20 protein-coding genes and 1 pseudogene are annotated in these 23,582 nt (G+C 32.9%); 10 read left to right on the top strand and 11 right to left on the bottom strand.

Annotation, left to right across the window (positions count from 1 at the left end; genetic code table 11):
• The first annotated feature begins 64 nt into the window (after positions 1 to 64).
• The 5 genes from SMGD1_RS13885 to SMGD1_RS13905 all read left to right on the top strand — a co-directional run bounded on the left by SMGD1_RS13885 (position 65) and on the right by SMGD1_RS13905 (position 6,454).
• Positions 65 to 2,023 carry a TonB-dependent receptor plug domain-containing protein gene (locus tag SMGD1_RS13885; protein ID WP_241761499.1) on the top strand — a complete coding sequence of 653 codons (1,959 nt, stop codon included), beginning with the start codon at positions 65 to 67 and terminating at the stop codon, positions 2,021 to 2,023.
• Positions 2,024 to 2,569, top strand: a complete 546-nt coding sequence (locus SMGD1_RS13890) for a hypothetical protein (protein WP_008341592.1) — start codon at positions 2,024 to 2,026, stop codon at positions 2,567 to 2,569.
• An 85-nt stretch (positions 2,570 to 2,654) separates the two neighbouring features.
• The gene (locus SMGD1_RS13895) at positions 2,655 to 4,595 is read left to right on the top strand and encodes an EAL domain-containing protein (protein WP_008337364.1); all 1,941 of its coding nucleotides are present in this window, start codon (positions 2,655 to 2,657) and stop codon (positions 4,593 to 4,595) included.
• Positions 4,596 to 4,672: 77 nt separating this feature from the next.
• Positions 4,673 to 5,773: a redox-regulated ATPase YchF gene (gene ychF, locus SMGD1_RS13900; RefSeq protein WP_008337260.1), complete on the top strand. Its 1,101-nt coding sequence runs from the start codon at positions 4,673 to 4,675 to the stop codon at positions 5,771 to 5,773.
• A 57-nt stretch (positions 5,774 to 5,830) separates the two neighbouring features.
• A complete protein-coding gene (locus SMGD1_RS13905) occupies positions 5,831 to 6,454 on the top strand; it encodes a hypothetical protein (RefSeq protein WP_008337576.1) in 624 nt (207 codons plus the stop codon).
• On the opposite strand, the gene SMGD1_RS13910 is transcribed toward SMGD1_RS13905, so the two are convergent.
• Genes SMGD1_RS13910 through SMGD1_RS13925 form a run of 4 tightly spaced genes read right to left on the bottom strand, consistent with a single transcriptional unit; the run spans position 6,426 to position 9,951 of the window.
• Entirely contained in the window at positions 6,426 to 7,208 is a 783-nt protein-coding gene (locus SMGD1_RS13910; protein ID WP_008337196.1) for a hypothetical protein, read from the bottom strand. The genes SMGD1_RS13905 and SMGD1_RS13910 overlap by 29 nt on opposite strands.
• Positions 7,201 to 8,019, bottom strand: coding sequence for a phosphatidylserine decarboxylase (locus tag SMGD1_RS13915; RefSeq protein WP_008337314.1), 819 nt, complete (start codon positions 8,017 to 8,019; stop codon positions 7,201 to 7,203). The genes SMGD1_RS13910 and SMGD1_RS13915 overlap by 8 nt, the downstream gene beginning before the upstream one ends.
• 29 nt (positions 8,020 to 8,048) lie before the next feature.
• Entirely contained in the window at positions 8,049 to 9,122 is a 1,074-nt protein-coding gene (gene truD / locus SMGD1_RS13920; protein WP_008337381.1) for a tRNA pseudouridine(13) synthase TruD, read from the bottom strand.
• 10 nt (positions 9,123 to 9,132) lie between these two features.
• Positions 9,133 to 9,951, bottom strand: coding sequence for a thiamine-phosphate kinase (locus SMGD1_RS13925; protein WP_008337431.1), 819 nt, complete (start codon positions 9,949 to 9,951; stop codon positions 9,133 to 9,135).
• A gap of 88 nt (positions 9,952 to 10,039) precedes the next feature.
• On the opposite strand from SMGD1_RS13925, the gene SMGD1_RS13930 reads away from it, so the two are divergent.
• The 5 genes and pseudogenes from SMGD1_RS13930 to SMGD1_RS13950 all read left to right on the top strand — a co-directional run bounded on the left by SMGD1_RS13930 (position 10,040) and on the right by SMGD1_RS13950 (position 15,898).
• Positions 10,040 to 11,245: a GGDEF domain-containing protein gene (locus SMGD1_RS13930; protein ID WP_008337479.1), complete on the top strand. Its 1,206-nt coding sequence runs from the start codon at positions 10,040 to 10,042 to the stop codon at positions 11,243 to 11,245.
• A 162-nt stretch (positions 11,246 to 11,407) separates the two neighbouring features.
• Positions 11,408 to 13,120: a succinate dehydrogenase flavoprotein subunit gene (sdhA, locus tag SMGD1_RS13935; protein ID WP_008337520.1), complete on the top strand. Its 1,713-nt coding sequence runs from the start codon at positions 11,408 to 11,410 to the stop codon at positions 13,118 to 13,120.
• Between the two features lie 9 nt (positions 13,121 to 13,129).
• Positions 13,130 to 14,110, top strand: a complete 981-nt coding sequence (locus tag SMGD1_RS13940; RefSeq protein ID WP_008337320.1) for a succinate dehydrogenase/fumarate reductase iron-sulfur subunit — start codon at positions 13,130 to 13,132, stop codon at positions 14,108 to 14,110.
• Positions 14,111 to 14,120: 10 nt separating this feature from the next.
• Positions 14,121 to 15,002: a CoB--CoM heterodisulfide reductase iron-sulfur subunit B family protein gene (locus SMGD1_RS13945; protein ID WP_008337210.1), complete on the top strand. Its 882-nt coding sequence runs from the start codon at positions 14,121 to 14,123 to the stop codon at positions 15,000 to 15,002.
• A 120-nt stretch (positions 15,003 to 15,122) separates the two neighbouring features.
• A pseudogene (locus SMGD1_RS13950) lies at positions 15,123 to 15,898 on the top strand (exodeoxyribonuclease III).
• A gap of 16 nt (positions 15,899 to 15,914) precedes the next feature.
• Here SMGD1_RS13950 and SMGD1_RS13955 read toward each other — a convergent pair.
• The 7 genes from SMGD1_RS13955 to aroB all read right to left on the bottom strand — a co-directional run bounded on the left by SMGD1_RS13955 (position 15,915) and on the right by aroB (position 23,531).
• On the bottom strand, positions 15,915 to 16,769 hold the full coding sequence (locus tag SMGD1_RS13955) for a hypothetical protein (RefSeq protein WP_008337617.1): 855 nt from the start codon (positions 16,767 to 16,769) through the stop codon (positions 15,915 to 15,917).
• A gap of 126 nt (positions 16,770 to 16,895) precedes the next feature.
• On the bottom strand, positions 16,896 to 17,429 hold the full coding sequence (gene mog, locus SMGD1_RS13960; protein ID WP_008337512.1) for a molybdopterin adenylyltransferase: 534 nt from the start codon (positions 17,427 to 17,429) through the stop codon (positions 16,896 to 16,898).
• Between the two features lie 25 nt (positions 17,430 to 17,454).
• A complete protein-coding gene (bioV, locus tag SMGD1_RS13965) occupies positions 17,455 to 17,976 on the bottom strand; it encodes a pimelyl-ACP methyl ester esterase BioV (RefSeq protein WP_008337177.1) in 522 nt (173 codons plus the stop codon).
• Positions 17,963 to 19,606, bottom strand: coding sequence for an AAA family ATPase (locus SMGD1_RS13970; protein WP_008337182.1), 1,644 nt, complete (start codon positions 19,604 to 19,606; stop codon positions 17,963 to 17,965). The genes bioV and SMGD1_RS13970 overlap by 14 nt, the downstream gene beginning before the upstream one ends.
• A complete protein-coding gene (mtaB, locus tag SMGD1_RS13975) occupies positions 19,593 to 20,840 on the bottom strand; it encodes a tRNA (N(6)-L-threonylcarbamoyladenosine(37)-C(2))-methylthiotransferase MtaB (RefSeq protein WP_008341594.1) in 1,248 nt (415 codons plus the stop codon). Before mtaB ends, SMGD1_RS13970 begins: the two co-directional genes overlap by 14 nt.
• Positions 20,841 to 22,481 (bottom strand): mechanosensitive ion channel domain-containing protein, encoded by a 1,641-nt coding sequence (locus tag SMGD1_RS13980; RefSeq protein ID WP_008337228.1) that lies wholly within the window; start codon positions 22,479 to 22,481, stop codon positions 20,841 to 20,843.
• Positions 22,482 to 23,531, bottom strand: a complete 1,050-nt coding sequence (gene aroB, locus SMGD1_RS13985; RefSeq protein ID WP_008341595.1) for a 3-dehydroquinate synthase — start codon at positions 23,529 to 23,531, stop codon at positions 22,482 to 22,484.
• Positions 23,532 to 23,582: the final 51 nt, after the last annotated feature.

Consider the following 23,582-nt stretch of genomic DNA (forward strand, 5'->3'; position numbering starts at 1 on the left):
TCTGATTAGCTTAACTAGCTTAAATGCTCAAACAGACGCTTTGCTTGATTCTATCTCCAGTGAAATGGCACATTATAGTAAAGTTGCAACTGCTACTAAACAAAATGAGCATTACCAGCCATACATAATCTCCGTATTTAAAGGTAAAGAGTTAGAAAAGTTAGGAGTATCTAACTTAAGAGAAGCTCTTGCTTTAGTTCCTGGCGTAGATATGGCTACAGATAACTTTAACAATCAAACACCTGTCTTTAGGGGATCAAATCCACTTGCATATGGGCAGTCAAAACTTTTTATTGATGATGTACTGGTAAATAGTGTATTTTTTGATGCTTATTTTGAATATCTATCATTTCCTATAGAGATGATCAAGCGTATCGAAGTCACAAGAGGACCTGGAAGTAAAACTGATGGTGTAAATGCGTATGCAGGTTCTATTCATGTTGTAACATATGCTGAAGACTTTAAAGACTTTGAAAACAATGATAAGCTAGTTTTCAAGTATGGTTCATATGACTATATGATGGGCGGATTTGTGAAAAACTTCAAAAGTGAAGACTTAAAAGTCTTTACAGACTTTTACTATCAGCAGGATGATAAAAAACTGTATGCCGGTCCTGATGGTCTATCACAAGGAGCCCTCGGTGCTGTTAATATACCAAGATCACAAACAGGGGATGCCCCTGTTTGGTTAAAAGAGTATTCACTAGGTCTTAATATACAATATAAAGATTTTTCTATTAAAGCCAGACTACATGAACATACTCAGGGAAGCGCGTATGGAGTCAACCTATCTTTACCACAACATGATGACAGAGTAAAACTTCCAAACTACTACCTTGAACTTGGATATAACAAAGAGATAAAAGACTATGCTGTTGATATAAAAGCAGGTATCAAATATAACGCTTTTGACTCTAAAGCTAAACTGGCTCCTGACAATACAATACTATCTGGACCAACTCTGTTTTCTCAAGGTGTATATAGTGAACACTTTGCAGGACAAAGAGAATTATACCAATCATCTTATCTAAAGTATAAAGGTTTAAGTAAGCATCTTATATCTGCCGGTTATCGATTTACAAACGATGAGACTATAGATATGTCTTCAAAACTATCAAATAGAACAACTGGTGACCCTGCCCTTTTTGACTATACTGATACATTACCATTTTTCGATAAAAATGCAAAGCGCAATACTATTATTGTATCTTTGCAAGATGAATTTCAATATAGTAATAGTCTAAGCTTTATCTATGGCTTCAACTATGAAGAGAACACATATAAAACTGCAGGTTTAGAGCCTAGAGTTTCGATGGTATATCAACACAACAGTAATAATATATTTAAAGCAATATATAGCCGTTCACACAGAGATGCTTCATGGCAAGAGATGTATACCATGAACAATTTGGCAAGAGTTGGTAATAAAAATTTAGATCCTGAGAAAGTAGATGCTTTTGAGTTGGCTTACATCAAAAAACTATCTACTGATTCATATTTACAAAGTAATGCATTCTACCTTATAAATAAAGATCAGATATATAACACTGCGTCCGACCCAACATATAGAAATGTTGTTGATACAGATATTTATGGTTTTGAACTTGAGTATAAAGGTAATCTCTCATCATCAGACCAAGTATATATCAACTACTCTTATGTTAGTGGAACTTCTTATATAAAAGATGAAGATAAAAGCAGCTCTCTTCCTAATGTAGCTAATCACTTAGCTAAGGGCTACTACATATATAACTTTACTAGTTCCCTGTCCTTAAGCGGTATTGCTAAATATGTTGGCGCAAAGGAAAGGGTCGATGGTGATACGCGTGACAAAGTAGAAGCATACTCTACACTCGATTCAGCTCTTAGTTATAGAAATAAAAAGTATGATTATACTCTAGCTCTTAGTTTAAAAAACATATTTGATGCTACAGTTAAATTCCCGTCTCCACCAAAGACATACTCAGAAGATTATGAGCAAGAAGGCAGAAACTTTTTAATCGCTCTAACAAAGAAGTTTTAGATGAAAAAACTAATCTTCTTATCTTTAATCTTTGTAAATATGCTTTATGGCTATAGCTATAATGATATTTTACTAAAAGCACAAGCTTCAATTTTTCCAAAAATAATGCTCTTAGATAAAAACATAGAAAACAAACTCGTAGATGGAAAAATCGTGTACACAATTGCTTACGATAAGAGTGATATAAGCATAGCTCAAGAAATAAGTAAATTTATAAATAAAAATTTTGATGGATATTTTGACAAATACCTATATCAAATAAATTTAGTTGAGTTTTCTGATTTATCAAGTGATACAAAAGCTTCCGCAATTTACACTCTAAATTCAGATGAGCATATAGACAAAGTTGCAAATATAGCGAGGGAAAAAGGTGTCATAGCTTTTTCATACGATATAGAAAATTTAAAAAAAGGACTTCTATTTTCTATGATGCTTGAAAAATCAACAGTCCTCTATTTAAATAAAGAGGATTTAAATAAAACAAAAATTGACTTTGTTGATTCTCTACTGCAGATGGTTAGATTTATAGATAAAAACGATCTCTAATTGTCTCCCGATTTTTTAATAAATATGATAGAATAGCCTCCACAAAGCATAATTCTATATTTTAGAGAAACTGGAGGTTTTTGTCATGAAAATAAAAAATTTTAAATCTCTCTCCAGTAAAATCGTACTATTAATCATGCTTATTTCACTTCTTAGTGTATTAGTGATTTTCACTGTATTTGAAAGAGTAAATAAAAAAGCTTTTTACAGTGTAGAAATGGAGAAAGCAGACCTTGTTGCTAGAACTATAGAGCCGCTTATAGCCCTCAATATCTACCTTGATATGAAAAATAAAACAGATGAAGTAATAACTCAGCTTTTAGAAAATCCAAACATACTTGCTGTCAAGGTTTTAAAAAACAATGAAGTAATAAATGAAATAAAATCAAATGAGTATGCGCATAATATTGAAGAGTCTTTTATTATTGAAAAAACTATTAATCAACCAAATTATAAAAAGAAACTTGGTACTTTAGTTATAACTTATTCAAATAAGAACTACAAAGAACTTACAAATCAATATACTAAAATTTTATTGATAATGTTTATTGCTTTTAGTGTACTCTTTACACTCTTTAGTTTATATGTAAAAAAACTATTATTACCTCTTAGAAAAATTGCCAAATCATTAAAAACATACTCTCCAGATATGGAGATAGACATCCCATACGTATTTCAAAACAATGAGATTGGACTAATATCCAAAGCGTTAAATGATATGCAAAAAAAAATCTCACAATATTCAAAAAAACAAAAAAATATCAACCAATACCTTGAAGACAAAGTCAACGAAAAGACTTTAGAACTTCGTAAACAGCTCTATATAGACACTCTTACCGGTTTGCCAAACAGACATAGTCTATTAAATGACATAATAGGTACTAATGACGGAGCTCTTATTATTGTAAATATAGATGATTTTAAAGAAATAAATGATTTTTTTGGTCAAATAACCGGTGATGATATTTTAAAAAGTTTTGCTTATAAATTAAGTAATATGTTCAACAAAGACCATTACACAACTATTAGCAGACTCTCCGGTGATGAATTTGCTATATTCTTTACAAAAAAACCATTACTTAAAGAATTTATTGAGATTTCAAAAAAACTAGTAGTCGATGTAGAGAAAATGATTTTTTTATATGAAAATAATGAACTATCCATAAGAGTTACTGCAGGTTGTTCATATCAAATAGATAATGTTTTAGAAAAAGCTGATATTGCTCTGAAATCTGCAAAAAAACAGCAAAAATCTTTTTTACTTTATGATGAAAAATTAAATATTGAAGAGCAATATAAAGATAATATAGAATGGGTTAAAAAGCTAAAGATTGCTATTAAAGACGATAAAATAGTTCCATATTTTCAACCGATTTTTGATAACACATCAGATAAGATTGCAAGTTACGAATGTTTAATCCGCCTCATTGATGAAGATGATAGGGTTATTGGTCCATATAAATTTTTAACAATTGCCAAAAAGAGCAGACTGTATAGTAATTTGACAAAAATCATGATTGAAAAGAGTTGTAAATATTTTGAAAATATTAATTGTGATTTTTCAATAAACTTATCAGTTGAAGATATTTTAAATAAAGATATTGTTGAATATATCAAACAAAAAATAAAACAACATAATGTTTCTAAAAAAATAATATTTGAAATTCTAGAGTCTGAAGGTATTGAAAATTATGAAGATATATCAATATTTACAAATGAGATGAAAACTCTTGGCTGTAGAATTGCAATTGATGATTTTGGCTCGGGATATTCTAACTTTGAGCATCTTCTTCAATTAAAAATTGATTATATTAAAATAGATGGTACTCTTATAAAAAATATTGATCACGACATTAATTCTCAAATTGTAGTTGAAACTATTGTAAATTTTGCTCAGAGATTAAATATTTTAACTGTGGCAGAGTTTGTTCACAATGAAGACGTATACAAAAAAATTAAAAGCCTTCAAATTAATCGAACTCAAGGCTTTTTCTTATCTGAACCATTAGAGAAGATAGATAAATAAAAATCTCTTTATAAATAATCCAAGTATAATTTAGATAGTATTACACAATTATTTTATAAGCATTATAAAGGGCTCAAATGGGATTAAGTATAGGTCTAGTAGGACTTCCAAACGTAGGTAAATCAACAACATTCAATGCACTAACAAAAGCACAAAACGCAGAGGCAGCAAACTACCCTTTTTGTACAATTGAACCAAATAAAGCAGTAGTACCTGTTCCAGACAAAAGATTAGCAGAGTTAGCTAAAATAGTTAATCCGGAAAGAATTCAATATTCAACTTTAGACTTCGTAGATATTGCAGGTCTTGTTAAAGGTGCTTCTAAAGGTGAAGGTTTAGGAAATAAATTTTTATCTAATATCCGTGAAACTGAAGTTATTTTACAAATAGTAAGATGTTTCGAAGATGAAAATATTGTTCATACTGAAGGTGGCATTGACCCTCTTCGTGATGTTGAGATTATTGAAGGTGAACTTATCCTTGCTGATATCGAAGTTTTATCTAACCGTATTGATAGACTTAAAAAACAGGCTAAAGCTGACAAAAATGCTAAAGCTGCACTTGATATGGCAGAAGAGATCATTGAGTTTTTAGCAGACGGAAATCTAGCTAGAAACTTCAAAGATGTTGATAGTGAAATATACCAGCAACTAAACAATGAAGTTAGATTTCTAACTCAAAAAGAGATCATGTATGGTGCTAATACTGACGAAGATGGTCTTTTAGAAGATAATGAGTATGTTGTATTGCTAAGAGAGCATGCAAACAAAAACAACTGTGAACTTATAAAACTTTGTGCTAAAGTTGAAGAAGAATTAATAGGACTTGATGATGATGAAGCACAAGAATTCTTAACTGATTTAGGTGTTGAAGAATCAGGACTAGAGCAGATCATACATAAAGGTTTTGATAAATTAGGTCTAATGAGTTACTTTACAGCCGGCGTTAAAGAAGTTAGAGCTTGGACTATCAGAAAAAACTCAACAGCTCCAAGAGCAGCAGCAGCTATCCACAATGACTTTGAAAAAGGTTTTATCCGTGCAGAAGTTATATCTTACAATGATTACATAGTATGTGGTGGAGAAGGCAAAGCTAAAGAAGCAGGTAAAATGAGACTAGAAGGTAAAGAATACATTGTGCAAGACGGCGATGTAATGCACTTTAGATTTAACGTTTAAACACAAAAAGCCGATATAGCACGCATAATAAGAACTAAATAAAATAAGGTATTAATTATGGAGTTAAAATATGTCGGTCCCAAACCTATCATTTCACATACAGGAATAGAGTTTGACAACAATAAAGAGGACAAGTATGTTTATTTAAATATCGTTGTTCAGCTCTTAAAAGCACTAGACCACGATTATTTTGAAGATAGAACATACAATTATCAAGCTCAAACACAGCGCCTCTCTCCAGATGAACTATATAATGAATTAAAAAAGCAGTGTCCAAATATTAAGGCGCTTATGGAGCAAGAGAATCACAACATTGAAGAAGAAATAGAACACAACCTTCAAAGGGCGGAAGAAAATAGTGTTTTAAATGAAGAGAATAGAGAAGTGCTACAGAGCAACATCAATATTATGCACGACTACTTAGTTCAACGCTCAATAAACAAAACTATATATTACTGTGCTATAGATGCACTAGCTGAACTACTTAAAAAAGATCATATTGATCATGTAATAACACCAATGTTTCAAACATTTTCTCATGTACTTCACTCTGTTCAGGGTAGTCTTAAAAAGCAAAAATCACCAATAGATACATCTCTTGATGTGTTTGAAAAGAATGGTAAATTACTTGTAAAACTTCAAGTCATAAACACTAAGAAAGGTGGCTCATTCCTATCATAGATTGAACCATTGTATCTTTTAATCTTTTAATACCTGGATCGAATTTATCTAGTCCCTGATGTTTTAATTTTGTTAATTCTTTATTAGATTTTTCAAGTAAACTATAGTATTTCTGCTTTTCATCAGCATCGATATTTGGATTTGCATACTTCTTTTTCATCTCAACAACTTTCATCTTTGCAGTAGTGATGTCAGAATTTTTTATATTTTGAGCTGACTTTATGCGAGTAAATAACTGAGAAAAATTATGCATTTCAAGTATTTGTCTATTTTTGATTAAATTACTCTGTAGAGTCTCTTGTATAAGCTTAGTAGCATCTTTGTCTTGTTTTACATTTGAGACTAACTCAATAAAAGTATCAGCTATCTCTTCAAATATTTGACGTTTATACTTTTCATAATAGCTTTTGGCTAAAGAGTGTATAAATTTAACTCTTTCCTTACCTTGAAGTTCTTCAATAGCCTCTTTTTTTGGATAATATAAAATATCAGTAGCAAAACTAATCCACTCGTTTGCAATTTCGTGAAAAATTATATTTACAATCTGTGTAAATTTAAAATCATCATAACTCTCTAAATACAAAAAGTTTATCTCATATTTTAATTTATCACGAACAAGGGTTTGCGCTAGTATTTGCATGATCTCAAGCCTGTCATAATGAGAAGATACATGTAAAACTTCCCACTCAAACAGTGCTTTGTCTTTGAAAATTTTATCAATATACTTTTGCTTTTCCTCTTGTGTTCTATACATTTTTAGCTATATTTTCTCCATACTTAACATCTTTGCCAGCTAGGTCTTCAAATTCTAGCATACCTTTTTGAGATAAGATTACAATAGTAGAACCCATCTCAAAACATCCAAAATCATCACCTTTATTTAGATATAAATCTTCATATTCATACACAGTCGGAATTAGAACATCTGCATTTGTTTTTATATTTGGCTCAAATGAAACTTGCATCACACCAACATTTAAAGCACCTACAAGTACCATATAAAACTTCTTACCAGAAGCATTTTCACACATCAGAACAACTCTTTCATTTTCTATAAAAAGATTAAGCCTCTTTCTTAGTGAAGGAAAGTTTACTGGATAGAGCTTACCTGGAATATGAACAGCTCTTAAAACTTTTAAATTTGTCGGTATATGAAAACGATGATAATCTTTTGGAGAGAGATAAAAGTTAATAAAATTACCATCGTGAATAGCTTTCTTCTCATCAGAGCTAAAGTGATTACCTAAAAGTTCATCACTTGAGTATTTCATACCTTTGATTTGAAGAGCATAGTCCTCTTTTAACTCTCCACACTCAGAAATAAGAGAATCACATGGTGAAATAAAATCGTCTGCATCTAGAGAATATTTTCTGTCTTCTTTTAATTTTCTTGTAAATAAAGCATTTAAACTTTTGTATGTGCCAGGAGCGTGAAACTCGTTCATGTTCAGTCCCATTAAACCTACATAAGAGCTATTTACAATTTTTTGGAACCATTTAGGAAACTCTTTATTTGCAAATTTTCCAAAGTTTTGTGATATTGCTGATGTTATATGTCTACTCATTTATATATTTTTCCTTCTATTATAATATTTTAGTTGATTTTTCTTTTAGCTATCTCTTCAATAAGAACAGTTGCGTATGACCCTTTTGGAAGCGTAAAGTTCATCTCATAGTGAGCCTCTACTGGTATAAATCTACCTTCGATATCTGTAGGAAAAACCCATGCATATCTTCTAGCACCATCTTCATTTATTTCATCATCAAAATCTTTTTCAATAGTTCTTGCTATACCAGATGCTATTTTAACTTTTTTGCCGCATAAAAGGCCTGTAGGAGAAATATTTCTTTCATTAAACCTAGCTAAGTCTTCTTGTGTCGCTTCAAAATCAAATAGCCTTCCATGTGGATAGTGTTCCATCACATCACCGCTAATCAGCTTAAAAGGATGCTTCTGTGACTTTAATTTTGCAACTTCATCATTTGGCATATTTAAAATTGGCTCAAGCTCACTTACTTCAAAGTTATTGATAAGTCTACTTATCTCTAATCTTCTGCTTAACCATAGGTTAAAAAGATGACTCTGATAAGCATTTACCAGAAGCTTCTTTACTCTAGGATTTCTCTCCCTAGCCTCACCTTTAGCAATTTTCTCACCTAAGATATGGTTATCGCCATCATTTCCAAATCTCTGATAACCAAAGAAATTTGGCATACCAAATTTAGATATTTTTTTTAGAGCCTCATCTATTTTAGCAGCACTGGTAGGATTTACTTTTTTAATTTTAATATAAAATCTATTTCCTTTAAGATGCCCTATACGTATCTTATTATTGTGATAAGTTTTTGAAATTATTTTTATATTTTCATGTGTAAAGTTTTCGAGCATCTCTTCATGTTTTTTATGCAATGATATATACTGCTTTGTCATGGCATGCTTATCTTTTAAGCCTGCATAACCTATCTCTTTATTTTGTATGCCAAGGTATCTTGCAAAAATTCCCACCAATTCAGGGGTAGTAAGACTCTTTTTTCTTACAAATAAAATAAGATGCTCCCCCTCCCCTGAAAACTCATAAAGAGGAATTTCTTCAACTACAAAATCACGAGGACTCTGCTTAAAATGAAAATCAATACTAGAGTGATCTAGCGAATAAAATCTATCCATATAATTGCCTTTAAAAATGATGCGCTTTGCATCTGTTTGTGTATCTAACTCTTGCGCTTGTTGCAAAAATATTCAGCGGTGTTCTTACCTGTGCAGCTCGTCTTATAAGCGCTTTTTTATATCTCTTGTCAAAGGCTACTAGCATCTCATATTCTTCACCACTACAAGCTATAGCTTTTGAGATTTTCTTATTAAATTTAAAACCAAGTTTATTTGCACTTGCCAACTTATCTAAATCACTAAAAAGACCATCTGAAATATCCATACCGGAACTTAAAAGTCTGCTACAGTTATTTACAAACTTTTCTCTTAACTTAATATCAACAAACTTAGATTTTTTATGTAGTTTAGCATTACCTAAGAGGCGCTGTAAATCTTTTTTACTCTTGCCTAACTCACCGGTATAAGCAATCATGTAACCTTGTCTCAATCCACTTCTAAGAAGTGGTCTTTTAGTTGTTGAAATTATAGTAATTGTAATATCTAACTTAATATTACTTATAGTATCTCCGCCAATAATCTCAATTCCATACGTAGACGCTGTATCTTTAAAACCAGATGCTAGTTCTCGCATCTGTTGTTTTGAGATACTCTTTGGCATAGCAACACTTAAAAGTGCATATTTTGGTTTAGCATTCATTGAGATGGCATCTGAGATATTAATCATCATTGACTTAGCAGCTATTTGATAGTGACTCATCCATTTAGTCTTAAAATGTACATTCTCAAAAAACGCATCTTTGGAGTAAACAGTGTCACCGATCAAGGCACCATCATCACCTATGCGACTACTGTTAAATTGAGATATAAAATAATTTTCTAAATTCAAATAAACTTCTTTTAAAGTACCTTTAAGTAAGGATTAAAGGCTATAAATATAAAATGCTTACAATTATATCATTTTTAGGAAAAATAAAATGAAACATTCTATAAATAAAATTTTCAATAATCTTTCTATGTTTTTAATTTTAACCACTTTAGCTGTTGGTCTAGTTACTCTTTTAGTTCTAGAACAAAACAGTTCATATTCAAAAATTAATAATCTTAAAAATCAAAAAGAGCTTATCAATAGTTTAGCAAACCTTCAAAAAAAGGATATAGAGCTAGCTCTAATACAATTTAATGGCAAAAGCACTCAGCTTCAACATGAAATTGAAAAGCTTCGTAATTTAAACAAATACGACTACACAGGAAAGTTTCTGCTTGGCAACTCAGAAGAGTATTTATCTGATTTGGACAACTTGTCAAAACTGACTACTAACTTTAATAAATCTGCTCATGAATATTATATAAAAAATCTTGAAAATGAAGAAGAGAAAAATCAAGAATTAAAAAATATTTTTAGTTCTATAAACAAATTCTTAGATTCTATGATAATAAGAAACATAGGCTACAATGAAGAAAAGTTTTACCTCCTTGAAAAGATAACTGTTGTTGCATTTATACTTACATTTATTACTACATTTTGGTATAGAAGAAGACTAAAATCTGTATATGGTGATATATTACATTTATATGCTATTGATAATAATAAAAAAGATTATGTTATTTTTTCACAAGAAGCAGATGCTATACAACTTAGAATGAACAGAAAACCTGTTGTTACAGATAACCCTGCTATGCTAGATCCGGTTACACAGATAAACAACCATAAAGGGATGCTAAGCTCATATAGTAATAAAAAAGGGATGAAAGATAGTAACTTCACATCAGTTACTATCTTTGAAATAGATAACTTTTCAAAGCAAAAAAGAGCTTTCTCTCAAGAGTTCACTCAAGCTATACTTAAAAAAGTTGCTTTTACGATATCTCTTCATGAGCAAGCAACAGATGTTATAGCTAGAACTGACTATAATCAGTTTACAGTGATTTTATCCAGAGCCTCTAAAGAGCAATCATTTAAAGATATAGACATCATTCGTCAAAGCATCTCAGAGATAAAATTTAAAGCACCTGGCGGAGATTCTATAACCATTACTGCAAGTGGTGGTTTTATTATTAAACCAAATAACCAATCTTTAGATGAATCTCTTAGACAAGCTAAAGAAGTTTTACAACATGCTAAGAAAAAAGGCAAAAATAGTATTTCTCAAATTAGAGATGTGGCGGAACATGAGCTCTAAGGCAGATGTTACAAAAAGTTACTCCATCTATTTCAAATAGTTATATACGTCCTAAATAGTAACAAACTCAAACTTCCTGATTTCAAACTCTACATTTAACATTGCCAAAGGCTTCACACGATATAATCAACATTATTTTATATCTTTAACGAAGGAAAGCTAATGAGTATTCCTATTTATACTTACGATGCAATAGTTGTTGGTGCTGGTCTAGCAGGCTGTGCCGCAGCAAGAGAGTTGCAAAATGCAGGAAAAAAAGTTGCTGTTATTACAAAGTTACACCCTCTAAGAAGCCACTCTGGGGCAGCTCAAGGTGGTGTTAACGCAGCATTTAGTGATGAAGACAGTATTGAGTTACACGAGTTTGATACAGTAAAAGGTTCTGACTACTTAGCAGATCAAGATGCTGTTGAGTTCATGTGTCAAAAAGCTCCAGAGACTATCCGTTGGGCAGAGAGAATGGGTGCAGCATTTAGCCGTACTCCAGATGGAAAGATTGCTCAAAGACCTTTTGGTGGCCAATCTTCTCCTCGCGCATGTTATGCAAAAGACAGAACCGGCTTAACTTTACTACAAACTATTTATGAACAAGCTCACCGTGCCGGTGTTAAGTTTTGGGATGAGTGGTATGCAGCTGATTTAATCTATAAAGATGGAAAGGTAAGTGGTATTGTTGCGTTTAATATTCGTGATATGCAAACTGTTATCTTTAATGCTAAATCAGTAATGTTTGCAACAGGTGGATATGCACGCTCGTACAAGATTAACTCTAATGCTCACGCAAATACTGGTGATGGGCTATCTATCGTTGCTCGTCACGGTCTTCCTTTAGAAGATATGGAGTTTGTACAATTCCACCCATCTGGTCTTTCAGGAAATGGTGTTTTAATATCTGAAGCAGCTCGTGGTGAAGGTGGTAAACTTTTCAACTCAGAGGGTGAAAGATTTATGGAGAAATATGCTCCAAATGCAATGGAATTAGCATCTCGTGATGTTGTTTCACGTGCTATTCTTAATGAGATTAGAGAAGGTCGTGGTGTCGGTCCAAGAAAAGATGCAGTTTTTATTGATGTAACTCACCTAGGAAAAGACATAATCATGGAAAGACTTCCTGAACTTCGTGATTTAGCTATCACGTTCTTAGGTCTAGACATGATTAAAGAGCCAATTCTAATCTCTGCAACTGCTCACTACTCTATGGGTGGTATTCCAGTTAATATTGCTGGTAACGTTCGTAAAAACAATGATGAGTTTGTAGAAGGTTTTTATGCTGCTGGTGAATGTTCTTGTGTATCGGTTCACGGTGCAAATAGACTTGGTGCAAATTCAGTTCTAGAAGCTTTACTATTTGGCCGTTTTGTTGGTAAGACAATGGTTAAAGAGATTGATGATATCAAACTTAGAGTAGCTACCCAAGAAGATGCAAATACTGCTTTAGCTGAAATCGATTTTATTTTAAGCAACAATGGTAATGAGACTGTTCCAGGTTTAAGAGAAGAACTTCAACAATGTATGACAGATAATGCAGGTGCATTCAGAACTAAAGAAACTTTAGATATAGCAATTGCAAAAGTTAAAGAGCTTCACAAAAGATACAAAAATATTCGTATAAAAGACAAATCAAAAGTATTCAACACTGAGCTTCAAGAAGCTATAGAATTTGGTCATATGCTTGATTACTCTGCATTTATCGTTGAGAGTGCTGTTGCTAGAAATGAGAGCCGTGGTGCTCACTACAGAGAAGATTTTGAGTCTCGTGATGATGAAAACTTCTTAAAACATACAATGGCTTACATGGATGAAAAAGGTGACATCACACTAGATTATATGAATGTTACTCTTGGGAAACATGAATTAAAAGCAAGAACATACTAAGGAGAACTTATGAGTACAAGTAACATAACTACACAAAAAGTAAACTTCAAAGTATTTCGTTTTAATGCTGATGAAGATTATCTTCCGTATTACGAAGATTACAATATGGACGTGACTTCTGAAGAAGTTGTATTAGATATATTAAATAGAATTAAATGGGATCATGACGGTAGTTTTTCTTACCGTCGTAGCTGTCGTCACGGTATTTGTGGCGCCTGCGCTATTAAAGTTAATGGTCGTTCAACTCTTGCTTGTAAAGAGAATATGTCGACAATGATAGAACTTTTTGGCAGTGAACTTACTATTGAGCCATTAAGCATCAAAAGAGCTGTAAAAGACATGATAATTGATAAGGGAGATTTTTGGGAGAAGCACGATGCAATTCACCCATACCTTATCTCTGATGTTGATGAACATCCAGAGCATGAGCATATAGTAACACCTGAAGAAGCGGATAGACTACTAGAAGCAGATTTATGTATTCAGTGTGGAGCTTGTCATTATGCTTGTCCCGCTCTAGAGGTAAATGACAGATTCTTAGGGCCTGCAGCTTTTGCAAAGGCATATAGATTTGAAGCTGATGTTCGTGATCAAGCACGTAACGAAAGATTACAAGAACTTCACTCTGAAGAGCAAGGTATTTGGGATTGTGTTAAGTGTTTTGAGTGTGCAGAAGTTTGTCCTAAAGATGTTAATCCAATTGATAAAATAACTAAACTACACTTAATGCTATTTAAAGAAGGTGTTGCAACTTCAAATGTAGCCACTCGTCACGCTGTTGGATTTAAACATTCTATAGCTAAGCATGGTATGCTTGATGAAGGTGGATTAGTTCTTTATTCAGAAGGTCCTGGAATCGTTAAACATATTCCTGTAGCATTACAAATGTTTAGAAAAGGTAAGATAGTTATGCCTTGGAATATGCCAAAATCTGATAATCTTGATGAGATTCAAAAACTAATCAAGTCATCATCAACTGCAAAGTTCTAGGAGTAAAAATATGAAAAAATTAAAATATGCACTTTTTACTGGTTGTACAGCTAAACAAAGTACTCCAGAACAGATGATGTCAACTTTAGCAATAGCTGAGAAACTAAACATAGAGCTTGTAGAACTTACAGAAGCTTCATGTTGTGGTGCTTCTCACCTGCAAGACTATGATGATTTTTTATCTCTTGTTTTAAATGCTAGAAACATTGCTTATGCTGAAAAGCATGAGTTAACAATGGTAACTATCTGTAATACATGTCAACTAAATACGGCTATGACTAAGCACCGTCTTGATAACAATGCCGATCTAAAAGCTAAAGTAAATGAGAAGCTTGCAGAAGTTGGTTTGGAGTATAAAGGTACTTCTAACATCATTCACTTCTTATATGCAATCATTGATGATATAGGTCTTGATAAAATTGCTGAGATGGTAACTACTCCTCTTACTCAGTTCAATATTGCACCATTCTATGGTTGTCATAACATTCGTCCATCTGAGCTTCAAAATGAATCTCACAAGACTAAAGAGAGTGCTTACCGCCCTACTTCACTTGATGATTTAATTATTGCATGTGGTGGTCAAACAGTTGAGTATGTAGAAAAAAATAAATGTTGTGGTTTTCACGTAGAGTTACAAGCTCCAAAGACTGCAGCAATACTAACTGGTAATGCAATTGCCGGTGCTATGGATGGTAATGCAGACTGGATGGTAACTCCATGTCCATTATGTCACTTAAAACTTGATACACAGACACATCATGCTTCTCAAGCTATCGGTCGTGAAGTTAAGCTCCCGGTTCTTCATATGCAACAAATGATTGGTCTTGCTCTTGGCTGCTCTTCTGAAGAGCTAGGTCTAAAGCATCACGTAACAAAAGTAGACTTTATATAATTCTAAGGCTCAGGAATGAATTTCCTGAGCTACGAACAACTCTACGTTTACTTCATCAGTAGGCGCTTTCACATTAGAATGCTCTCTATCTTAATCACATTACAATAAAAGTAGATATACATGTCAAACTCAATAGAAATAATCTCATGGAATGTAATGGTGTTCGTGCTGTTGCGAACAAAGAAGCTCTAAAATGGATAGATGAACGTCAACCAGACATATTATGCTTGCAAGAGATAAAAGCCCTAGAAGATCAAATACCAAAAGATATGTTTGAAAAAGAATATCAAGATATCATCGTGAACTCTGCTATAAAAAAAGGCTATAGCGGGACTATGACTTGGAGTATTCTGCAAAATAGCTATAACTCAACTTGTCTAGATATAGATACAATGGGTGAAGGCAGAATAGTTGAGACTCACTATGATGATATAGTTCTTTTCAATGTATACTTTCCAAATGGCCAAAAAGATGAAGAGAGACTTGCTTATAAGATGAAGTTTTACGATGATTTTTTAGATTATTGTGAAAAACTGCGTGAAAATGGTAAATCTATAATTATTTGTGGGGATGTAAATACTGCTCACAAAGAGATAGATCTAAAAAATCCTAAAGCAAACTCTAAAACATCAGGTTTTTTACCTATTGAAAGAGAGTGGATGGACAAGCTGGTAAATCACGGCTATATAGACACTTTCAGGTATGTAAATGGAGATGAAATAGACAGATACAGTTGGTGGTCTTATCGCTCTGGTGCGAGACTAAAAAATGTTGGCTGGAGAATTGACTACTTCTTTATATCTGAAGATTTAGCAGAAAACTTAGAAGATGCATTTATACTAGACTATATAGAAGGCTCAGACCACTGTCCCGTTGGCATAAAACTCTCTATATAAAAGAGAGTTTTATATACTAAAAGAAACTAGAAGCACTTAGATAGAAGAGTACAGTTTTATCTTTATCTACACCATCTAGCTCATTGACTAAAGGTATTTTCACCCCAAAACCTAATGGAGCATCACCAATTATCTTACTACTATTCCAAGATAGCCACAAGTCTGCACTTTTTACTTCTCCAGTTTTTACTCCTAAAGAGCTTACACTATCAACATGAAAATACGTCAATTTAGCATTGGTAGTAACTTTATCTGTCATTAGGCAAGGCATTGCTCCACCAGCCATAAGCATATATGCGTTACCAGAATCTAAGTCATCATTAACTGTATATGATACAAGACCATGGGCTTGATACCTGCCATCCATATACTTAGTAACTCTATGAGACAAAGTAGTTGACTGTCTAATTGTACCTAGTCCTTTATCTTCATCACCCGTAATAGTTTTATACAGAAGTGTTGTGATATTATTTCCCATCATATCAGAGTACTTACCAAAGTGAAAATTTCCACCAATAGAGACATCACCAAGTCCAGTGTTTTCTTCATCAAGCATAGCATTGTAAACTCTTAAAATAGGGACGTTAGCTTCTATTCCAAAGTTTGATCCAATATTTACTCCAACAGGTATATTTAATACTTTAATATCACCTGCACTAATAATCTGTACTCCTACCCCAGCTAGCTTACCACTATTTATAAACTCTACTTTTGTTGGTGTAGTAATAATATCATTAACCACTGTTTGATTTGTTACATAAGTCTGCTGATCTGTCTTATCTGAGTTAGAAGGAAAATTGGCATGAGGATCATAAGAAGCTCCAAACAATAATGTAGTAGCTACTAATAATGATATTGTAATTTTTTTCATTTTCAATCCTTTAATATAGTATAATTTTATGATATAACTTGTATACTTAAAAAAACTTTATATTTAATTGATTATTTATTATGATTGTTTAATTTAGTTAGTATGTTACAAAGGCTAAATAAAATATTATTTAGCCTTTGGTCTAAATGCCTTTATAACATCTTCATTAGTCTCAATAAATGGACCTTCTATCAGATCTATACAGTAAGGAACAGCTGGAAATACTGCATCTAAACATTCACGAATTGACTTTGGTTTTCCTGGTAGATTTATAATCAGTGATTTTCCTCTTATTCCTGCTGTTTGACGTGAAAGAATCGCTGTTGGTACATACTGTAGACTCACTTGACGCATCAGCTCACCAAAGCCAGGCATCATCTTTTCACATACATTCTCAGTTGCCTCAGGAGTCACATCTCTTAGTGCTGGTCCTGTTCCGCCTGTTGTAACAACCAAGCAGCACCCTTCCTCATCACAAAGCTCTTTCATAGTTTCTTCCAGTACATCTTGCTCATCTGGTATACATCTGTAAACAATCTCAAATTTACTAACTAAATAATCTTTCATAGTATCTTGTATAGCCACACCAGAGATATCTTCATATATCCCTTTACTAGCTCTGTCACTTGCTGTTATTACGCCTATTTTAATTTCACTCATAATTATGTATTCCTTTTATATTTTATTAGTTTAGTTGTAAAAAATGGTTTGCTTCTTTTATGTATGTCACAGATGCTACCTCTAAAAACAATTCTCTTGCACCTTCTACATCAATTATCTTATCTTTTCCACCAAGATATACTTCTATTCTCACACCTTTGGCAACAAGCTTTTGCAACTCTTCTAAGTCCCATTCATAACTAAGCAACTCGTCAAGCTCCTCTGATGTACTTTTTTTAAATTCAACTATTTTTTTCTCATATGGATCAAAACACGAATCAATAAAATGTTTCATATACTGCAATCTATCTTTAGAATGAGAAAGCATCTGTAATCTTTTAAACTTAGTATCTTTTGTTTGAAAAAAAGCTGGAGAAAGCAGTTGCAGAGTATCTACTCTTTTACCAGATGCTAATTGTTCTTTTGCATAATTAAACGCTTTTATAGCTCCATAACTAAAGCCAGATACACAGTATGCTGATCTATTTAAATATTTATCAAAAAGGTATTCTTCATTTTTAAGTGAAAATCCACTATAAAACTGCATCTATCTCTTTTCTCACATCAGCTTTTGTGATGCTTTCTCTTTCTATTAATACATCTTCAACTGCTTGCATAGCACTAGTCATAGATTCTAAAAGCAATTTTGTCTCATTATATAATCTACTCATTAAAATTCTATTCTCTTCATCTGTAGAGATTAAAGATGAACCCATTCCATAATCTTTTAACATCTTTGTAACTAGTTCTTTGGCTTCATCCAAATCTGCTTTAGCACTACTTGCATGTTCACCGTATTTTATGTCAGATGCTACCATTCCAGATAAAAGCATCTTCACTCTTGATTCTAATTCATGCTTAATTAGTGGCTCATCAATGCTTGGTGTCAGTTTTTCATTTGATAGCATCAGCTTCTCAAATGGGAGATCAAAGTAAGTAGCACATATAGCTTTAGCCGCTTGATATGTAACACGATAGGCTTTTTGTTTATCACTTAGCATCTGAAGCCTTTTCTTACCAAACATAACCTTATCTTTTACCTGATGAAAGTGCTCTGTATTTACCTGAAAATCATTTTGTCTAAGAGCAAGAAGTGCTGCTTCATTTACAAGAGCAGCAAGAGATGCGCCGTTAAAGCCTACTGTCATATTTGCGACTGCCATTACATCTAGGTTATGAGGAACTTTATTAAGGTATTTTTCTAAGATAGAAACTCTCTCTCTTTTTGTTGGAAGTTCTACAAATACTCTTCTATCAAATCTACCAGCACGAAGAAGTGCTGAGTCTAGGACATCTATCTTGTTTGTAGCAGCAATTACAATTATTCCGCTTTGACTCTCAAACCCATCCATCTCAGTAAGAAGTTGATTTAAAGTAGCTTCACGCTCATCATTTCTCTGCCCATCTCTTTTTTTACCGACAGCATCTATCTCATCTATAAATATGATTGATGGAGAATTATTTTTTGCAGCATGAAAAAGCTCATGTACTCTTTTAGCACCCATTCCTACATATATCTGAACAAATGAAGCTCCACTTTGATAGAAAAACGGAACCCCCGCTTCATGTGCCACGGCCTTTGCAATCATCGTCTTTCCAACACCTGGAGGCCCAACTAGTAATACGCCGCGAGGCATTCTAGCTCCGAAACTTTTATAGCGCGCAGGCTTTTTCATAAAGTCTATAATCTCTTCAAGTTCCATTTTTACATCACTGATACCACCAATGTCACTAAACTTAACATCACTTTTTATAGCTTCAACCGGAGTGTTTTGAGCAATATCTAATCTTGAAGCGGAAGAGACACCACCACCTTCAAAAAGAGGTGATTTTTTCTGCCACCACCTAAGCAACAGTGTTCCCAAGCCCAAAAACAAAACACCAAAGAGAATATAGACTATTACACTAGACCCAGAATCAACTTCCACTTTGTAGTTTACAAACATCTTAGGTGTAACTTGAGAAGAAGCAATCTTATAAAATTCATTATCCGTTTTCAGGTATACATAATCTTTAGTTACTGTAACACTTTTTACAGAATGGTTCTCCAGAATTTTCTGAGCATTATGCAGAGTAATATCAGATGCGTTATCTCTTAGTATTGCAAATAAGACCAAAGCAATTATTATAAATGCCGAAGCATAAAGTAAAACTCTGTTTATTTTAGAGTTTGGCATGATTGAATTCTCCTCTTACTTCATAGTTTTCTATATTTACCCAGTTTCCAAGAAGGTCTTCATCTGACTCAACTACAATCTTATTGAAATGCTGATCATGTCCTATAAATAGAGAATCTTTTTGACTTTCTAGTAAAACTTCCAGTTCACCACTAAAAGCTTTTCTGAAATTTAGATTCTTTTGCTTGATGATCTCTTCCAACTCATGCAAACGCTCCTTTGCAACTTTGCCATTAACTTCTGGCTTTAACGTTGCAGAAGGAGTACCATCGCGCTTAGAATATGTAAAAGCATGCAAATGTGTCAATGGCAAATCTCTTACATTTACCATAGCTTCATCCCAAAGCTCTTTACTCTCCCCTGGATGACCTGTAATAAAATCAGTCCCGATTGCAAAACCTTTAGATGCTAGAAATTCAAACAATTCTCTATCTTGCTTATATACATTTCTTCTATTCATTATACGAAGCATCTCTGGAGATGTATGTTGCAGTGCAATATGAAGATGCTTTTCAAGCCATGGTTCGTCTAGTATCTCTTTAAATTCATCACTTACCTGAATAGGTTCTACACTTCCTAGTCTTATGCGTCTAACTCCACGAATTTGTGAAATCTTTTTCATAAGTTTTGCTACAGAAGTTCCTGTTTTTTGTCCATAACTGCCAACATTTGTGCCAGTTAAAATGAATTCTCCAAAACCATTTAAAGCAAGTCTAGTTATTTGCTCTAAAATTCTGCCTTCATCCATACTTCTCGCATCACCGCGAACAAACGGGATGATACAGTAGGAGCAACGGAAGTTACATCCTTCTTGGATTTTTATAAACGCTCTGCTCTTACCTACAAAGTCATCAACAACAGCTTCATCTATATGGTTTAAGTCACCTGGATCGTAAAAAGGTTTTTGAGTAGATAAAAGAGAATTAATCTTTAGTTTTTCACTCTGCCCAAATACTCCGTGGACTCTTCCTGATTCCAAAAGACTTTCACCCTTGGTATGTGCGCCACAACCAGTTAAAAAAACTTTGGCATTCATAGTCTTTTCTACATGCGAGAGGTATGAGCGAACATGAGAATCAGCTCCGTTTGTAACTGTACATGAGTTTATAACTACAGCATCTGCTTCCTGCTCATCTTGTGTAATCTCATAGTCTTTTAAGGCACTCATCATAACTTGAGAATCATAAAGATTTGTTCTGCAGCCAAAAGTTTTAAAAAATACTTTCTTCTTCAACTATACAACCTCATTTGTATCAAAAGGAGCTTCTCTTCTCTCATCTTGAATATGTAACTTTTGAGTTGGATACGCAATAGTTATATCATCTGCAGCATTAAATGCATCTACAATCTCAACAGAGATAACACTCCTTAGAGTCAGTGTTGCATAAGCATTTGTCAAGTACCATGAATCAATAGATATACCGTTAGGTTGTATAAATGAAAAGATTCTAGGCTCTACATTTGTATTTTTAAGACTATACTGATTTCTAAGTTTATTTAGCTGTTTTCTTGTAATATCTGTGTATCCCTTAGAATATTTTTTAACTATCTCTTTAGCTAGATGCATTGCTTTTTTATGATTTGAATCAAACGTTATAGTTATAGCAACACCATCCCAAACAGTTTTTAAAGAAGAGTGAGTATAGTTTGCTATCATGTTCGTAAAAACATAATTATTTGGAACAAATATTATTCTTCCTGCTCTTCTGTTGTTCATAATCGATGTAAGTGTAATATCTTCCAGTATTGTCATACGAAGAAGTGAGATATCCATAACATCTCCAACATATTTCATGCTACCCATATCTACACGAATTCTATCGCCAACATGAATACTTCCACCAATAACTATTACAAGCCATCCCAACATACTCATAAACCAATCTTTCATAGCAATGGCGATACCCGCAGATGCAAAACCTAAGATTGTAACGAGATAACTGGCATTTTCAATGTAGTTAAAAAACACGATTAAAATAATCAAAGTAACATTAATAAATGTAATGATTTTATTTGCCATATAAAATCGTTCATTATCTGTAATATATTTTTTGACAAAGAATTTAAGCAGAAAAAAGATAAAAAACACAACTAAAACAACTACACCGATTTTAGCAAGTTTTATTACTTGAACTTCAATATCTTTATTTATATTTATCTCTATTATCTCTAGTCTTTTCTGGTAAAGTTCCGCAGTAACGATCATTGTATCTAGTGCTGTCTCAAATCTATCTATCTGCTTAAGCTTAGCTTCTGAATCTTTTACATATTCCTTGTTGATATCTAAGGTAGCTATCTCTTTATAGATAGTATTTTCTTTATGCAAAAGAGCAATCAAATCCGTCAACTCATCTTTTCTTATTATATAGTCATTATAATCAGCATAAAGTGTTTTGATAAGAGAAAAGCCTGTAAATATATCAAAAGGATTAGTTATACTTGGTTTATCCTCAATGATTGGAGGAGTAATTATTTTTGAAAAAGGTGCGCTATCTTTTTCTTTTAATTTTTCTATTTGTGAAGTTAAAATCTTCTCTTTTGAAATTAGAGCATTTAGTTCATCTTGTTGACTTAGGGTTTTTTTTCTTATTTTCTGAAGATATTTTATACGTTCTTTTATCGTCTGTAGAGAATTTCTAACATCTAAAGATGTGAGATAAGAAGCATAACTTTTAGTCCATACTTTCTCTTCTGATATCTCATTCTCAATCTTTTGCAAAACTTTTAAATGATCAGAAATTCTACTAATTCTTTCTTTTTCTTTCTGAACTTCCAGTTCTTTGAGTTCTGTTTTACTTAGTGTTGATTTATCTTCTGTAACTTCTGCAAAAAGTACAGATGCAAGAAACAAAAAGGCAAAGAGTATTTTTTTCACTTACACTTCCCCGAACTTATTTAAAACAGAAATAACAACTTCCATTTTTACACTATCCGTAATACTTACATCACCTATCCCCACGGGGATAATAAATGTAATATTGCTATCTGAACTCTTTTTATCCAAAAAGAATGTCTCATAAAAATTATCGCTATTTTTAACATTATAAGTTGTAGGAAGATCGTATTTTTCTAAAAGAGCTTTAACTCTTGAAGCTTCTTCTACGCTCATTAAACCCATGCTTATTGCTGTCTCATTGGCCATAACCATGCCGATAGCTACTGCTTCACCGTGAAGATACTTTTTATATTTTGTCTCATTTTCTATAACATGACCAAAAGTATGTCCATAGTTAAGTGCAGCTCGCAATCCATGTTCTTTTTCATCTTTAGCTACTACATCTGCTTTTGTTTGAACAGCCTGCTTAATTGCTTCTTGAAGAACATCAGGATTTTTAAGATCAGCACTCTCCAGAAATTCAAAGAAACCTCTGTTAAAAGTTACAGCCATCTTAACAATCTCTGCTACACCGGCACCAAATTCACGAGAAGGAAGAGTTGTTAAAAAATGAGGATCAATATATACTGCTTTAGGCTGATGGAAAGCTCCTATTAAGTTTTTTCCATAAGAGTTATTCATCCCTGTTTTTCCACCAACACTTGCATCTACTTGAGAGAGAAGTGTAGTTGGAATTTGAATAAAGTCTATTCCTCTTTGATAGATGCTAGCCGCATAACCAGTCATATCACCTATAACACCTCCACCAAAAGCTATAAGCATTGACTTACGGTTAAAACGGTGGTTAAATAGAGACTCAAGGATAGTATCTATGCTCTCCTGATTTTTATACTCTTCTCCATCTGAAACAGTAATTATATAAAGCTCTTTAGCACTTATTTTACTAAGAAGGTATGCCAGATGCAAACCTGCCACTTTAGGGTTCGTTACTATTGCTACTTTAGTGTCAAAATGAGTTTTAGTAAGAGAGTCTATAGTAATATTATATGAGTTATCGACAACTTTTTTTAGGGGGATGTTTACTTGCATTATATATCCAAAATTTTTAATTAATTAATTGAATATATAATACTTAAAAAA

It is taken from the genome of Sulfurimonas gotlandica GD1 (assembly GCF_000242915.1).
In the GTDB taxonomy this organism is placed as follows: domain Bacteria; phylum Campylobacterota; class Campylobacteria; order Campylobacterales; family Sulfurimonadaceae; genus Sulfurimonas; species Sulfurimonas gotlandica.

Coding starts and splice junctions, on each gene's coding strand:
- bioV (WP_008337177.1), bottom strand. CDS start 17,976: ATGCAGTTTTATAGTGGATTTTCACTTAAAAATGAAGAATACCTTTTT.
- SMGD1_RS13955 (WP_008337617.1), bottom strand. CDS start 16,769: ATGAAAAAAATTACAATATCATTATTAGTAGCTACTACATTATTGTTT.
- SMGD1_RS13930 (WP_008337479.1), top strand. CDS start 10,040: ATGAAACATTCTATAAATAAAATTTTCAATAATCTTTCTATGTTTTTA.
- SMGD1_RS13890 (WP_008341592.1), top strand. CDS start 2,024: ATGAAAAAACTAATCTTCTTATCTTTAATCTTTGTAAATATGCTTTAT.
- ychF (WP_008337260.1), top strand. CDS start 4,673: ATGGGATTAAGTATAGGTCTAGTAGGACTTCCAAACGTAGGTAAATCA.
- SMGD1_RS13945 (WP_008337210.1), top strand. CDS start 14,121: ATGAAAAAATTAAAATATGCACTTTTTACTGGTTGTACAGCTAAACAA.
- SMGD1_RS13905 (WP_008337576.1), top strand. CDS start 5,831: ATGGAGTTAAAATATGTCGGTCCCAAACCTATCATTTCACATACAGGA.
- SMGD1_RS13895 (WP_008337364.1), top strand. CDS start 2,655: ATGAAAATAAAAAATTTTAAATCTCTCTCCAGTAAAATCGTACTATTA.
- aroB (WP_008341595.1), bottom strand. CDS start 23,531: ATGCAAGTAAACATCCCCCTAAAAAAAGTTGTCGATAACTCATATAAT.
- SMGD1_RS13915 (WP_008337314.1), bottom strand. CDS start 8,019: ATGAGTAGACATATAACATCAGCAATATCACAAAACTTTGGAAAATTT.
- SMGD1_RS13885 (WP_241761499.1), top strand. CDS start 65: ATGGCACATTATAGTAAAGTTGCAACTGCTACTAAACAAAATGAGCAT.
- SMGD1_RS13970 (WP_008337182.1), bottom strand. CDS start 19,606: ATGCCAAACTCTAAAATAAACAGAGTTTTACTTTATGCTTCGGCATTT.
- sdhA (WP_008337520.1), top strand. CDS start 11,408: ATGAGTATTCCTATTTATACTTACGATGCAATAGTTGTTGGTGCTGGT.
- mog (WP_008337512.1), bottom strand. CDS start 17,429: ATGAGTGAAATTAAAATAGGCGTAATAACAGCAAGTGACAGAGCTAGT.
- SMGD1_RS13940 (WP_008337320.1), top strand. CDS start 13,130: ATGAGTACAAGTAACATAACTACACAAAAAGTAAACTTCAAAGTATTT.
- SMGD1_RS13910 (WP_008337196.1), bottom strand. CDS start 7,208: ATGTATAGAACACAAGAGGAAAAGCAAAAGTATATTGATAAAATTTTC.
- truD (WP_008337381.1), bottom strand. CDS start 9,122: ATGGATAGATTTTATTCGCTAGATCACTCTAGTATTGATTTTCATTTT.